Origin of the sequence: Streptomyces sp. NPDC001380 (genome assembly GCF_042895785.1) — a bacterium.
Classification (GTDB): Bacteria; Actinomycetota; Actinomycetes; order Streptomycetales; family Streptomycetaceae; genus Peterkaempfera.
Genome location: NZ_JBIAWP010000021.1, coordinates 1 through 13,658 on the forward strand (window position 1 = coordinate 1; position 13,658 = coordinate 13,658).

Genomic DNA, 13,658 nt, shown 5'->3' on the forward strand with positions numbered 1-13,658 from the left:
GGTCGACTGCCTGTACCAACGAGCTCCGTTGCGCTTTCGCCTCAACCTCTCAACGTGCTTGCAGGACCTGCGAAAACGCTAACTTCCCGGCCTTGCGGGAAGCCCCCACCCGCCCCCACCCCTTAAGGTTGCCGCCATGAAGCGCCCCGCGCAGCACCCGGCCCCGCTCCGGCGGGTCCGCGTGCTGCTCGCCCTCACCGCGCTTCTCGGACTGCTGGCCATGCACGGCCTGACCGGCGGCACCGTGGGCGGCGCCGACGCGGCCCCGGCCGCCGCGTCCGCCGTCCACACCGTGCCGTCCGCCGACGGGGGCGGCACGGACGGCCACCACGCCGACGACTGCCCCTGCCCGCACCACGACGGCGGCCACGGGGGAGCGGTCCACGCCGGGCCCATGTGCCTGTCCGCGGCCCCCTCCGCCTCCTGGACCCCGCCCGCCCCCGCCCCGGCGCCCCTGGCCGCCCCGCCCGGACCGCGGGCGGCACCCGCGGGCGCGGACCCCGCCGCCCTCGGCGGACCGCGCTCCCCGCCGGACCTCGCCGAGCTCCAGCTCCTGCGCATCTAGAGCAGCCCGTGCCCGTGCGGCCCCGACGGCCCGCACGCGGCACCGCCGCAGCCTCTTCCCCTTCGTGCACCCCGCAGGAGTACCCGCATGTCCTCTTCCACCCTCGCCCGCCGGGCCGCTGTGTCCGCCGCTGCCGCTGCCGCCGCCGTCGTCCTCGCCGCCTGCGGCGGCAACGGCGGCTCCGCCTCCGACGCCCACACCGGCCACGGCTCCGGCGCCCCGTCCCCGGCGGCCCCCTCCGCGCCGGCCTCGGCCACCGGGGCCCACAACGCCGCGGACACCGTCTTCGCCCAGCAGATGATCCCCCACCACCGCCAGGCCCTGGCCATGGCGGGGCTCGCCGCCGCCCGGGCCTCCTCCCCGCAGGTCAAGCAGCTCGCCGCCGCGATCGAGAAGGCCCAGGGCCCCGAGATCGCCACCATGACGGGCTGGCTGGCCGCCTGGGGCGAGCAGGTCCCCGACGCCATGGCGGGCATGGGCTCCATGCCCGGCATGGACCACTCCGCGATGCCCGGCACGGAGGACACGGCGGACATGCCGGGGATGGCGGGCGACGCCGAGATGGCCCGGCTCGGCACGCTCACCGGCAGGGCGTTCGACACCGCCTTCCTGCGGATGATGATCGCCCACCACGCCGGCGCGGTGCGGATGGCCGGGGACGAGCAGGCCGGGGGCGCCTACGCCCCCGCCAGGCGGCTCGCCGCCTCCGTCGCCACCTCCCAGACCGCAGAGATCACCCGCATGAAGCAGCTCCTCGCCCGGGGCTGACCCCCGCGGGCGCCGCCGGACCGCACCCCGCGGCCCGGCGGCGCCCCGTCCCGGGACGCCCGGCGGCAGGCCTTCCGCGGGACCGCGCCCTGCCGCCACACGGGCCGGTGCCGGCCGGCCCGCGCGCCGTACCGGCTCCCCGCCCGCCCGCCTGCCGCGCCCGCCCGCGGAAGGATCCCGCCCGTGCCGACCGCAGCTCCCGCCCGAGGCGGTGCGCCGGCGCGCGCCCGCCTGTGGCCGCTGTACGCGGCCGGGTTCACCACCGCGTTCGGCGCCCACGGGGTCGCGGCGAACCTGGGCCGCTTCACCGCGGGACACCACGACCCGCTGCTGGTCCTCGGCGGCCTGCTCGCCCTGTACGACGGTGCGGAGGTGCTCCTCAAGCCGGTCTTCGGCGCGCTGGCCGACCGGATCGGCGCCCGCCCGGTCCTCCTCGGCGGTCTGGCCGCGTTCGCCGCCTCCTCGCTCCTGTTCGCCCTCGCCGCCCACACCTCGCTGCTGTGGGCGGCCCGGCTGGGGCAGGGCGCCGCGGCCTCGGCGTTCTCCCCGGCGGCGTCCGCGCTGGTCGCCCGGCTGCGCCCGGCGGCCGCCCACGGGCGCGCGTTCGGCTCCTACGGCTTCTTCAAGAGCGTCGGCCACACTGCGGGCCCCCTGCTCGGCGGCCTGCTGGCCGCCCGGGGCGGCCAGCCGCTGCTCTTCGGGGCCATGACGGCGCTCGCCGCCTCCGTGGCGGTCTGGGCCGCCCTCGCCGTGCCCGCCGCACCGCCGCTGCCCAGGGCCCGGCAGGCGGTGGCCGACCTCGCGAAACGCCTGGCCGAGGGCGGCTTCCTGCGGCCGACCGCCGCGCTGGCGCTGGCGACGGCGGCCCTCTCGGCCGCCGTGGGCTTCCTGCGGGTCGCCGGGGCCGCCGCCCGTATGGGGCCCGTCGCCACCGGCGCCGCCGTCTCCGTGCTCGCGGTCTGCGCGGCCCTGCTCCAGCCGTGGGCCGGGACCGCCCTCGACCGCGGGCGGATCACCACCGGCGCCGGGACCGGTACGGGACTGGCGCTCACGGCTGCGGGACTCGCCTCGGCGGCCTTCCCCGGCCCCGCCGGAGTGCTCGTTGCCGCCGTGCTGGTCGGCGCGGGGACGGGCCTGGTCACCCCGCTCGGGTTCGCCGCGCTCGCCGCATCGACCCCGCCCGGGCGGCTGGGCGCGACGATGGGGTCCGCCGAACTCGGCCGCGAGCTCGGGGACGCGGGAGGTCCGCTCGTCGTCGCCGGGGTGGCGGCGGCCACCACGCTCGCCGCCGGTTTCGCCGCCCTCGCCGCCGTGACGGCCGCCGGCGCCCTTGCCGTGCGCCGATCCCACGCCCGGCCGTGAGCGTTCCCCGCCGCGACCGCCGGACGGGCTCCCCGCGGACCGGCGGGCTGTCGGCGTCCCCACCACCGCGGGCCGCCCGGTCGGCGGGCGGGCCGAGGAGGACCTACCCGGGGATCTTTGCGGCGATAATTCCCACAGGGGTGATGGTGGGCGGTACGGCGAACAGCTCCCCGCCGCGCTCCTCGATGGCCGTCCGAACCCCTCCCTGCAAGTGCGTCTCCCTTTCCTCCTCCGTTTCGAAGGCGTCGAAGATGCGGAACGACGAATCCCCGAGGCGGAATGCGAACCATGCCAGGGTGCCGGGCTCGTCGTCCACGATCGCCTTTGCCTCCTCGAGGAACCGGGCGACGTCCTCCTCCTTTCCCGGCTTGGCCTCGAACTCCACGAAGAATCCGTATTCGGGCATCCTGGAACTCCTTTACGAATCGTAATCGCACTTTTCGACGGCAGGTGCCGACGGTATTCCTCAAGACTTTACAGTCTGATGTCGCGGCATGTCCGGCGCGATTGCGCCCAATGGGCGCACCCGGGACTGGTGTGTTTTCGTCCGACGGGGCGGGCGGGTTCGTCGGGCCCGTCGTCCGGCGGGTGGCCTGTCGGGGTGCGCGCGGGAGATGCGACGCCGGGTGGTCGGGGCTGTCAGGGCCGGGGGCCGGTCCTGAGCCGGGCCCGCCGCCGTCCTCCGGGGCCCGCGTCCTCGCGCGCCCCCGCGGAGGTGCCGCCGCCCTCCTCGGGATCGGCCGCCGGGAGTGCGCCGGCCCGGGGGTGCGGGCCGATTGACGCCGAAGACGTAACTGCTACAGTTACGACATCGACAGGGCCCCTGGATGCCCTGTCGTAACAGAGTCAGTGACGTCTTCCCCGTGAAGCGACCTACGCGAAGTGACGTGAAGCAGCCCATGTGCAAGCAGGACCGATGAGCCGGGCCCGGCTGCGGACACGTGCGAAGCCCCTGGCAGGGCAGGTCTCGCCACGAGATCCCGGCCGAGGGCCGGGGGGCCGTCCCGCCCCGGTCCGCGGCCCGAAGGTCCGCACCGGGCAGGCTCTGCACACCGGCACGCGCACCACGGGCAGCCTGATCGGGGCCGTCCGGGCATGCGGCGCACGTGTCGCGGCCGAGCCCGGGCGGCGCCGGCGCGTGCTGCGGCACACCGCCCCCGCTCCGGACCGGACCGGTGGCACCGCCCGTGCGGCCTCCGTCCTCGACGGAATCCGGAGACGGTCACCCCTGGGAGGACGCCGGTCACCCCAGGGGCGCGGAAAGCAGAGGGCGGGCACGAGGCCGGGTTCATGACGTCGGAACGGCGGCTGACCCGACCCCGCCCCGAGCCGCGGAATGCGCTCCACCCGCCGCACGCCCAGGGCCGAACGCCGCAGTCCGGACGGTTCGGTGATCCGCGGAGCCGTGATCACCGACCACCCGCCCGCAGAACGGGCCCATGGATCGACGGGCCCGTGGACCGGTGTGCGCCACCTCCCGGGACCCCCGTGCGAAAAGCGGCGCCGTGCTCGAACGGCACGCGCTTTTCGAGTGCCGCGGGACCGACGTGCCCGGACGTCCGACCACTCTCACTGCATCATTCCTCCAAGGAGTCTTTCATGGACAGCCACAACGAAGATGTCGCCAACACCCCGGAAACGCGCCGCATCGGCCGCAGGGGCATCCTCAAGGCCGCCGTGGTCGGCGCCGCCGTCGCCCCCGCACCGTGGCTCATGTCGGGCGCGGCGGAGGCGGTGGGCAGGCCGTCCACCGCAGCCGCCCCCCGTCTGCCCGGGCTGCCCGAGGGCTTCTGGAAGACGTTCACCAGCACCCGGGTCCGCGTCAACGGGATCCACCTCCACGCCGTGACGGGCGGCAGGGGGCCCGCAGTCCTCCTCATCGGCGGGTGGCCCCAGACCTGGTACGCCTGGCGCCATGTGATGACCGCCCTCGCCCGCGACTTCCGCGTCGTCGTCATGGACCCCCGCGGTGTGGGCCTGTCGGACAAGCCCGCGTCGGGTTACGACTCCGGCACGCTGGCCGGCGACGGGGTCAAGCTCATGAGGGCCCTGGGGCACAAGCGGTTCGCCCTGGTCACGCATGACGTCGGCGCGTGGACGGGGTACGCGCTCGCCTCGGACCACCCCGAGGCCGTGGAGCGGTTCGTGGCGATGGAGACGATCACCCCGGGCCTCACCGATCCCGCTTCCTTCCTGCTTCCGGGGAAGCTGAACAGCCTGCTGTGGCACTTCCCGTTCAACCGCGTCCAGGGCATCAACGAGCAGCTCGTGCGGGGCCGCGAGGAGGTGTACTTCGGGTACCAGTTCGCCACCAAGGCCGCGTCCCCGACGTCCATGCCGGCCGAAGCCGTCAAGGTCTACATCGACGCCCTCAAGTCGAGCCCCGAGGCGCTGCGGAGCAGCTTCGAGTTCTACCGCGCCATCGACGAGATCATCGCTCAGAACACCGAGCGGAAGAAGACCAAGCTCCGTATGCCCGTCCTGGCCGTCGGAGGCGAGCTGGCCGTCGGAACCGGCGTGGAGACGGAAATGCGCACCGTCGCCCAGAACGTGCAGAGCGTGCTCATCCCGCACGCCGGCCACTTCCTGATGGACGAGAACCCCGACCAGGTGATCCAGGCCATCACGCCCTTCCTCGAGCACCACCGTTCCTGACGTGCCGGGGGCGGCGCACGAGCCGCCGGGCCCGCCCCGCGCACCGGGGGCCGGCCCGGCGGCCGCGCCGACTCCCCGTCCGGCGGAGGGCGCCCGTGCGGTCGCCCGGCGGCGGCCGTGCGGCTGCCCGGCTGCGCCCCGCGCCGGTGCGCCCCGGCGGGTCAGGACGCCCGGCGCCGCCAGTGCGCGGGGCGGGTGAGGGCCGGCGGGATCCGGGTGGCCGCGTCGCCCCTGGCCGCTTCCAGCTGGGCCTGGGTGAGGAAGATGCTCCCGGTGAGGTCCGCCCCGCCCAGGTCGGCGTCGCGCAGGTCCGCCCCGATCAGGTCGGCCGCCCGCAGGTCGGCGCCCCGCAGGTCGGCGGCGATCAGCACGGCCCCGCGCAGGCTCGCGCCGCGCAGGCCGGCGCCGGCCAGCCGGGCCCCGGCGAGGTCGGCGCCCCGGTGGTTCCTCCTCCGGCCCGGGGCCGTGGCGCGCACCAGGTCGCCGGCCCGCAGCAGCAGCGGGTTGACCTCGCCCCGCAGGGCCGCCACGTCGGTCGCGGCGACCGACGCGGCACGGCCGCGGGTGAGGCCGTCGACGGTCTCGAACGCGCGGCGCAGGTCCTCGTGGACGGGGGCGGCCTCGGCCCGGTCCAGCGCCTCGGCGATGTACCGGAGCAGCTCGTGCAGGTGCCGCATGACGGGGAAGACCTGGAACATCAGGCGTGCGGACCGCGGGTCCTCCCACCAGCTCCGGCCGCCGAAGGTGACCCGGGAGACCTTCTGGCCCGCGCCGGCGCAGTCGAAGACCGTGCAGCCGGAGAAGCCCTCCTCGCGCAGCCGGGTGTGGATGCCGCAGCGGAAGTCCGCCCGCAGGTGGGCGCATGGCTGCCCGGCGTCCTTGTCGACCGCGAAGTCGGACGAGCGGGCGAAGGGCAGGGCGACGCAGCACAGTCCGAAGCAGTTCGCGCAGTCCGCCTGCAGGCCGGGCCGGCCGGCCGGGCCGGAGGGGGCTTCCTGTTCCTGGGGCAACGTGCGTGATCTCCTTCTTCGCGAACCGGGCACCGCTCAGCGCCGTCCTCCGGACCGGGCCCATCCTCCCAGACGCCCCGGTCCGCGGGGGGCCGGGGCCGAGGCCTTCCGGCGCACCGCCCGCGGCGCGGAGCGCTCGACGCCGGCCTCGCGGGCGCCGTCGCCCGGACGGAGCTCCGGCCCGCCCCGCGCCGGCCGACCCCGCCCGCCCCGCGCCGGCCGACCCCGCCCGCTCCGCGCTGGCCGACCCGGGCGGTGCCCGTCGGCGCTCCGGGACGCCGGACGGCGGGTGCGGCGGCCTGCGCGGACGCCTCCGGCCGCCAGGGGCAGCGGTATGTGCAGATATGGAAAGAATGTACTTTTAATCCATGAATGTGCGGCTGGAGCTGCTCGGCTCCGTGGAGCGGGGCATTGCGGAGAGCGAGGTGTTCCGGCTCGCCCTCCAGCACGCGGTGGCCGAGCTGGGCGGCCTGGGCGGGACGGTGCACCTGTGCGGCCCCATGTCCGCCCTGCGCCTGGTGTCGGCGGCCGGGCTCCCCCCGGACCTCGTCCGGGCGTGGGAGATCATCGACCAGGAGGGGCCGACGGCGCCGGCCCGCGCCGTGCGCCGGTCCGGCAGCGTGTGGGAGCCCGCAGAGGCTGCAGAGCGGGCTGCAGAGCCCGCCGGGCCCCCGGACCGCGCACCCTCCGCCTCCGCCGACCGCACCGCGCCGGGCGGCCCCGGCCGCCCCGCCGACCTCTCGGCGGCGCAGGTGTGCCCGGGCTCGGGCTTGGCGGCCGTGCCGGTCCACGGGGGCGACTGCAGCCCGCTCGGCGTGCTCACCGTCGTGACGGGCGCCGCGGGGGAGCCGACCGGGGACCAGTGGGCCTTCCTCCGCGCCGTGGCCGCATGGGCGGAGGAGTGGGTGCGCCAGTCGCCGGTGCCGGTCCGACCCGCCCGGGAGGAGCTGAGCGGCGCCCGCATGCGGCAGGCGCTCAAGGCCGTCCAGGTGGGGACCTGGGACTGGAACATCCGCACCGGCGAGCTGGCCTGGGACGACGCCGCCATGGTCGTCTACGGCACCGACCCGGCCGACTTCGTGCCCCGGGTCGAGAGCTGGATGAAGATCGTCCATCCCGACGACCTGCCGTCGACGCTGGCCGCGGCCGACAAGGCGATCCGCACCCGCACCCTGTTCGAGGCCGAGTACCGGGTGCGGCGCCCGGACGGCGGCTACACCTGGACGCAGACCCGCGCCAGGGTCCTCCTCGACGACAGGGGCGAGCCCTACCGCATGATCGGCAGGGCGTGGGACAGCAACGAGTCCCGCTCCGCCCGCGACGCGCTCAGCCGCGCCCTGCGCCACATGAGCGACGGCTTCCTCTCGGCGGACGACGACTGGCGGATCACCTTCGTCAACCTGAGGGCGGAGCGCATGCTGGGCTCCTCCGAGGAGGAGCTGTTCGGCCGCGTGCTGTGGGAGGTGCCCTCGGTGCGGCAGATCCCCGAGCTGGAGGCGCGCTGCCGCAAGGCGGCCGCCGCGGCCGCGCCCACGAGCTTCGACGTCGAGGTCCCGGACACCGGGCGCTGCTACCACCTGCGGCTCGTCCCCGTGCCCGACGGGGTCACCCTCTACCTGACCGACGTCACCGACAGGCGCAGGGACGAGGCCGAGCGGGCCGCCGCCGCGAGCGCCGCGTCCGGGCGCGCCGCCCGGATCGCGGAGCTGACCGCGGCGCTCGCCACGGCGACCACCTCGCGGGACGTGGTGGCCGCGGTCGCCGCGAGGGTGCTGCACCCGTTCGGCGCCACCGGGCTCATGGTGCAGGCCGTCGAGGGCGACCGGGTGCACACCGTCGGGGCCGTCGGCTACCCCCCGGCCTTCCTCGACGTAATCCACGGCCGCCCCCGGAGGCCGCACGACCCGGTCTGGGACGCGATCCTGGGCGGCGAGCCCCTCTTCTTCTCCTCGGCCGAGGAGTACGGAGCGCGCTACCCCGGGCTCGCCGACCGCCCGCGCGCGATCGGCAAGCAGGCCGGCGTGTTCCTCCCGCTGACCGCCTCCGGGCACACCTTCGGCGTCTGCGTGATCGCCTTCGACCGGCCGCGCCGTTTCAGCGAGGAGGAGCGCACCCTGCTGACCGCCATCAGCGCCCTCGTCGCGCACGCCCTGGAGCGGGCGCGGCTCTACGACGCCGAGCACGCCCGGTCCCGCGAGCTGCAGCGCGGCCTGCTCCCCCGAAAGCTGCCCGACCTGCCGACGTGCACCGCCGCCGCCCGCTACCTCCCCGCCGGGCAGGGCATGGAGGTGGGCGGCGACTGGTACGACGTCATCCCGCTCTCCTCCGGCCGGGTCGCGCTCGTCGTCGGCGACGTGATGGGCCACGGGCTCTCCGAGGCGGCCACCATGGGGCGGCTGCGCACGGCCGTCCACACCCTGGCCGGCCTCGAACTGCCCCCCGACGAGGTCATGGGCCACCTCAACGAGATCGTGGGGGGCCTGGGCGACGACTCGTACGCCACCTGCCTCTACATGCTCTACGACTCCACCACCCGGACGTGCTCCTTCGCCCGCGCCGGACACCCGCCCCCGGCCGTCGTCCACCCGGACGGCACCGTGCGCTTCCCGGACCCGGCCCCCGACCCGCCGCTGGGCGCGGCGGAGCCGCCCTTCGGGACGGTCGAGCTGGCGGTGCCCGACGGGAGCCTGCTCGTGCTGTACACCGACGGCCTGGTCGAGTCGTCCGGACGCGAGATCGACCAGGGGATGGCCGAGCTCGCCCGGATCCTGCACGGCACGGACGGCGCGGACCTGGAACGGCTCTGCGACGCCGTCGTCGCCGGGCTCCTCCCCGCCGAGCACCCCACCAGCGACGACACCGCCCTCCTGGTCGCGCGCGTCCACGCGCTCCCCGCGGACCGGATGGCCTCCTGGCCGCTCCCGGACACGCCGCAGGCGGCGGGGCAGGCGCGCAGGTACGTCCGTGAGCAGCTGTCCGCCTGGGGTCTGGACGACCTGGCGGCCACCACGGAACTGCTCGCCAGCGAGCTGGTCGGGAACGTCGTGCGCCACGGGAGGGGACCGGTGGGGCTGCGGCTGCTGTACAGCACCTGCCTGGTCTGCGAGGTCTCCGACGGCAGCCAGACCATGCCCCGGATCCGCCACGCGTCCGCGACGGACGAGGGCGGCCGGGGGCTGCAGCTCGTCGCCGCGCTCTCCCAGCGGTGGGGCGCCCGCTACACCGCGACCGGCAAGTGCATCTGGACCGAGCAGCCGCTGCCCGGCTCCGGCTGCCCGGAGGTGCTCCCGGTCGCGCTCGACGCGTGGTCCCTGCAGCTGTGACCCCGCCCGACGCGGCCGCCCGGTACGGGCACCGCCGGCCGCTCCCCGGGCGGGGAGCGGCCGGCGGTGGTCCGGCGGTGGTCCGGTGACGGAACGTCAGTGACCTGCCGCCGGGGGTCGACGGGCCGTCAGCGGTCCGTCGGCGGCCGCAGGACCCGGTTCACCACCGGGTCATGTCGGGGAGCTGGTCGAGGGAGATCGTCCTCGGGTCGGCCATGGCGGTCCTCCACAGCCCCTGGACGTCCTTCCCGCTGCCGGCCCAGTCGCGCGAGGCCCACACGACGAAGTAGTTCCACGCCGGGTCGCCGGACGGGTTGAGCGGGCTGAACGTCTCGGCCACGCCCACCGTTTTGCCGCTGCCGACGGCCTTGGCCGTGGAGTAGTCGCCGGAGCCCTGGTAGTAGTCGGAGGTGACCAGGTCCGCGTAGGCGTCGCCCGGGTACCAGGAGGACAGCGAGGTGCCCTGCCCGCTCGCCATGCCGTTGAACACCCACACCACGTTGTGCACCCCGGCCAGCTGCGCCCGCTGGAAGATCAGCCGCCACAGCTGCTTGTACGCGTCCTGGCCCTTCTTCGTCCACCACATGTAGTTGTTGTTGCTCTCGTGCAGCGGGCGGAACATCACCGGGATGCCGGCGTCGCCCATCTTCCTCAGCTCCCGCACGACCAGGTCGATGTCCTGGTAGAGCTTCGACGAGGGGTTGCCGAGGTCGGGCACGAAGTCGCACGGCGCGGAGTAGTTGCCGCCGTGCGGGCAGTACCAGTGCCACTGGAAGGCGACGATGCCGTGGTGGGCGTTGTACCAGTCGACGACGCTCTGGGTCTGGATGCTGCCGTTGGTGTACTCCATGAAGTCGAAGGCCGTGATGGCCGGGTAGCGCCCGGTCAGCGCCTTCACCTTGTCCGAGTCGGGGGCGTCGGTCTGCCCGCTGACGTACGCGTGGGTCCTGAGGTAGCAGAGCAGGTTGCGGGCCTTGGAGTTCGCTCCGGGGTCGGCCGGCTCCTGTCCGCAGTCCGGTCCGGTCGGGGCGGGCGGGACGGCGTAGACCTCGAACTCGTACAGGGAGTAGCCCCAGCCGGTGCCGCGGGCCGTGCCGTACAGGCGCACGTAGCGCCCGCTGCCCGAGACGGCGAGGTTCTCGACGCCGCCGGTGCCGGTGGTGGTGCTGTGGACCGTCGTCCAGTTCACGGCGTCGTCGGAGGTCTCGATGCGGTACCCGCGGCCGTAGGCGGCCTCCCAGCGCAGGGTCACCTGCCGGACCGGGCGGGTGGCGCCCAGGTCGACCTGGACCCACTGCGGATCGCTGTACGCGCTGGACCAGCGGGTGGTGCGGTCGCCGTCGACGGCCAGGTCCGCGGTGAGGCCGGCGCCCTCGTTCGACGAGGAGGTGACCGGCCGGTGCAGGGCCAGGTCGCCGGCCGGTGCCGTGTCCGTGTGCGTCGGGGTGGGGCTGCCGGTCGGGTCGGGCGTCGTCGCCGTGGGCGTGGGCGTGGGCGTGGGGGTGGGCGTGGGGGTGGGCGTGGGGGTCGGTGTCGCGGTCGGGGTGGGGGTCGGGGTCGGCCCGGTCCCGCCGCAGGCGGCGCCGTTCAGGGTGAAGCCGCCGGGGGAGGGGTTCGCGCCGCTGTAGGCGAGGTTGAAGCCGAAGCTCACCGACCCCCCGTTCGCGGGGATGACGGCGTCGTAGTCGACGTTGGTGGCGGAGGCCGAGGCGCCGGACTGGGTCTTCGTGGCGCCCCAGATGTCCGCGAAGGTCTGGCCGCCGGGGAAGGTCCAGCCCAGCGTCCAGCCGTTCACGGCCGAGGCGTCGTTGTTGGTGACGACCACGTTGACCGTGGCGCCGGACCCCCAGTCGTTGGTGACCTGGTACTGCACCTGGCAGGCGGCCGTGGCGGCGTCCGCCTGCGGGATCTGCGCCAGCCCGGCGGCCGACAGCACGGCCAGTGCCGTGACCAGGCCGGCGAGCCACGCCCTGACGCGGTTTCTGCGGTGTTCCATGGGAAGCTCCTTGACCGGACGACGGCCGACGCGGTGCCTCCGGGCGGCGCGCAGCCGCCCCGCGTCCCGGCGTTGCCGGACCGATGGGTGGATCGGTGGTGGGGGGGATGTGCACGGGTGCCGGGCAGCGTGCCGCTGCGGCGGGGCATCCCGGGATCGCCGACTCCTCCGGAACACCGGTCCTCGGGCCGCCTCGACGCGATGCGCTGCCCTGACACGGGTGCCGCCGCGGTGGACCGCCGACACGGCGGTGCACCGGGAGTGCTGAGACGATGGTCGTGCTGAACCGGTTTACTTGTCAACGCCCTGACAGCGATGCGTCGTACGGCCCGGGTGCGCCGGTGGGAGGTGTCCCGCTCAGGGGTGTGCGGGTCGGGGATGCATACCGCTCAGGGGTGCGCCGGCCGGGGCCGAACCGGTCCGGGTGGCCCGGTCGGCGCGTCCGGAGGGCAGGCCGTCAGCGGGCCACGGCGGCGCCCGCGGCGGCGAGGGCGTCGGCCCAGGTGTGCATGTGCGCCGCGGCGGAGCCGTTGAGGACCTGGTCGAGCAGGCCCGCCCGGCGGGGGGCGGCCGAGGCGGGGTGGTCGGCGAGGAAGGCGGCGCACCCCTCCTGCTGGAGGCTGCTCGGCGCCGGCGACTGGGCGCCGCCGCGTCCGACGAGCGCGTACGCGTGCCCGCCGACGGTGAGCGTGAGGGTGCCGAGCCGGGACAGGCGGGCGGCGACCTGGCCGGCCGCGGCGGTGAGGACCTCGCCGCCGTCGCGGTCGCAGGCCCGCAGCCGGTCCCCGTGCAGGGTCATCAGGAGCGGTTCGCAGCGCGCGCCGTTCCACCGGCTGCGCCGCCAGAACACGATGCTTGCGTATGCCTGTTCGTCGACCACCTCCGCACTGTAGCGGGACCCGCCGCGCGGCCGCGTCCCGGATGCGCCGCCAGGTCCGAGCGCCTCCACGCGCCGCGTCCGCGAACGGGTCGCCACCCGGCTCCACCGGGCCGGCTCCGGACCCGGACCCCTTCCGGACGCGTTCACGGCCCGGGCGGCGGACCGCCCGCGGGTCGGACGGCCCGCGGGTCGGACCGCGGACCGGGGGCGACGCCGCTGCCGTCCGTCGGTGCGGCAGAGTGGATCCCGGCCCCGGACCGCCCGCCGGGTCCGGGCCGTGCGGCACCGCGCCGAGGACGGCGGGACATCCACGAGAGGCGGAGGACATGGCACGAGTGGTCGTCATCAGCGGTGGCGGCACAGGCATCGGGTTCGGCGTCGCGGAGGCCTTCGCGGCCGACGGCGAGCAGCTGGTCCTGGTCGGGCGGCGCGCGGAGGTGCTGGACCGGGCGGCCGCCCGGCTCCGCACCGCCTTCCCCGGCATCCCGGCCCCCCTGGCCGTGGCGGCCGACCTGGCCGACCCGGCCGGGGCGGAGCACGCGGCGAAGGCCGTGGGCGGGCGATGGGACCGGGTCGACGTCCTGGTCAACAGCGCCGGCGGCAACGCGGCCCTGGGCGCCCCCGCGGACCGGACCGGGGGCCTCGCCGGGACGGCCCGGCACTGGGAGCAGAACTTCCGCGCGAACACGCTGACGGCCGTCCTCCTCACCGAGGCGCTGAAGGACCGTCTTGCGACCCCCGGCGGCAGGGTGGTGCTCGTCAGCTCGATCGCGGCGTACCGGGGCTCCGGATCGGGCTCCTACGGCGGGTCCAAGGCCGCGCTCCACCCCTACGCCTACGACCTGTCGGCCGAGCTCGGCCCCCGGGGCGTCACCGTGAACGTCGTCGCCCCTGGATATGTGGCGGACACCGAGTTCTTCCGGGGCGCCCTGTCCGCCGAGCGCGAGCGGACGCTCGTCGCCCAGACCGACACGGGGCGCGCCGGCCGGCCGGAGGACGTCGCCGCGACCGTCCGCTGGCTCGCCTCCCCCGAGGCCGGCCAGATCACGGCGCAGGTGGTCCAGGTCAACGGCGGAGCCGAGCGCGGACGCTGACCCGC

10 protein-coding genes are annotated in these 13,658 nt (G+C 75.8%); 6 read left to right on the plus strand and 4 right to left on the minus strand.

The features are described 5' to 3' along the window. Window positions 1–136 precede the first annotated feature (136 nt). The 3 genes from ACFY07_RS22745 to ACFY07_RS22755 all read left to right on the plus strand — a co-directional run bounded on the left by ACFY07_RS22745 (window position 137) and on the right by ACFY07_RS22755 (window position 2,695). Window positions 137–565 carry a DUF6153 family protein gene (locus tag ACFY07_RS22745; RefSeq protein WP_390871091.1) on the plus strand — a complete coding sequence of 143 codons (429 nt, stop codon included), beginning with the start codon at window positions 137–139 and terminating at the stop codon, window positions 563–565. An 87-nt stretch (window positions 566–652) separates the two neighbouring features. Beyond that, on the plus strand, window positions 653–1,333 hold the full coding sequence (locus ACFY07_RS22750; RefSeq protein WP_390871093.1) for a DUF305 domain-containing protein: 681 nt from the start codon (window positions 653–655) through the stop codon (window positions 1,331–1,333). Between the two features lie 183 nt (window positions 1,334–1,516). After that, on the plus strand, window positions 1,517–2,695 hold the full coding sequence (locus tag ACFY07_RS22755) for an MFS transporter (protein WP_390871095.1): 1,179 nt from the start codon (window positions 1,517–1,519) through the stop codon (window positions 2,693–2,695). Window positions 2,696–2,798: 103 nt separating this feature from the next. Here ACFY07_RS22755 and ACFY07_RS22760 read toward each other — a convergent pair whose 3' ends face one another. Continuing rightward, window positions 2,799–3,101, minus strand: coding sequence for a putative quinol monooxygenase (locus ACFY07_RS22760; RefSeq protein ID WP_390871097.1), 303 nt, complete (start codon window positions 3,099–3,101; stop codon window positions 2,799–2,801). 1,193 nt (window positions 3,102–4,294) lie between these two features. On the opposite strand from ACFY07_RS22760, the gene ACFY07_RS22765 reads away from it, so the two are divergent. Continuing rightward, entirely contained in the window at window positions 4,295–5,350 is a 1,056-nt protein-coding gene (locus ACFY07_RS22765) for an alpha/beta fold hydrolase (RefSeq protein ID WP_390871099.1), read from the plus strand. A gap of 161 nt (window positions 5,351–5,511) precedes the next feature. Here the strand turns inward: ACFY07_RS22765 and ACFY07_RS22770 are convergent, their stop codons facing one another. After that, on the minus strand, window positions 5,512–6,360 hold the full coding sequence (locus tag ACFY07_RS22770; protein ID WP_390871101.1) for a pentapeptide repeat-containing protein: 849 nt from the start codon (window positions 6,358–6,360) through the stop codon (window positions 5,512–5,514). A gap of 368 nt (window positions 6,361–6,728) precedes the next feature. Between ACFY07_RS22770 and ACFY07_RS22775 the strand changes: the two genes are divergently transcribed. Beyond that, window positions 6,729–9,683 (plus strand): SpoIIE family protein phosphatase, encoded by a 2,955-nt coding sequence (locus tag ACFY07_RS22775; protein WP_390871104.1) that lies wholly within the window; start codon window positions 6,729–6,731, stop codon window positions 9,681–9,683. 160 nt (window positions 9,684–9,843) lie between these two features. Here ACFY07_RS22775 and ACFY07_RS22780 read toward each other — a convergent pair whose 3' ends face one another. Continuing rightward, complete coding sequence (locus tag ACFY07_RS22780; RefSeq protein WP_390871106.1) at window positions 9,844–11,679, minus strand: glycosyl hydrolase; 1,836 nt, start codon at window positions 11,677–11,679, stop codon at window positions 9,844–9,846. 457 nt (window positions 11,680–12,136) lie between these two features. After that, a complete protein-coding gene (locus ACFY07_RS22785) occupies window positions 12,137–12,559 on the minus strand; it encodes a hypothetical protein (RefSeq protein WP_390871108.1) in 423 nt (140 codons plus the stop codon). Between the two features lie 326 nt (window positions 12,560–12,885). Here ACFY07_RS22785 and ACFY07_RS22790 point away from each other — a divergent pair, with 326 nt between their 5' ends. After that, window positions 12,886–13,653 (plus strand): SDR family NAD(P)-dependent oxidoreductase, encoded by a 768-nt coding sequence (locus ACFY07_RS22790; protein ID WP_390871110.1) that lies wholly within the window; start codon window positions 12,886–12,888, stop codon window positions 13,651–13,653. Window positions 13,654–13,658 lie beyond the last annotated feature (5 nt).

Excerpts from the sequence above, each read along its gene's own strand:
- ACFY07_RS22765 (WP_390871099.1), top strand. The coding sequence starts at position 4,295 with ATGGACAGCCACAACGAAGATGTCGCCAACACCCCGGAAACGCGCCGC.
- ACFY07_RS22790 (WP_390871110.1), top strand. The coding sequence starts at position 12,886 with ATGGCACGAGTGGTCGTCATCAGCGGTGGCGGCACAGGCATCGGGTTC.
- ACFY07_RS22775 (WP_390871104.1), top strand. The coding sequence starts at position 6,729 with ATGAATGTGCGGCTGGAGCTGCTCGGCTCCGTGGAGCGGGGCATTGCG.
- ACFY07_RS22780 (WP_390871106.1), bottom strand. The coding sequence starts at position 11,679 with ATGGAACACCGCAGAAACCGCGTCAGGGCGTGGCTCGCCGGCCTGGTC.
- ACFY07_RS22745 (WP_390871091.1), top strand. The coding sequence starts at position 137 with ATGAAGCGCCCCGCGCAGCACCCGGCCCCGCTCCGGCGGGTCCGCGTG.
- ACFY07_RS22750 (WP_390871093.1), top strand. The coding sequence starts at position 653 with ATGTCCTCTTCCACCCTCGCCCGCCGGGCCGCTGTGTCCGCCGCTGCC.
- ACFY07_RS22760 (WP_390871097.1), bottom strand. The coding sequence starts at position 3,101 with ATGCCCGAATACGGATTCTTCGTGGAGTTCGAGGCCAAGCCGGGAAAG.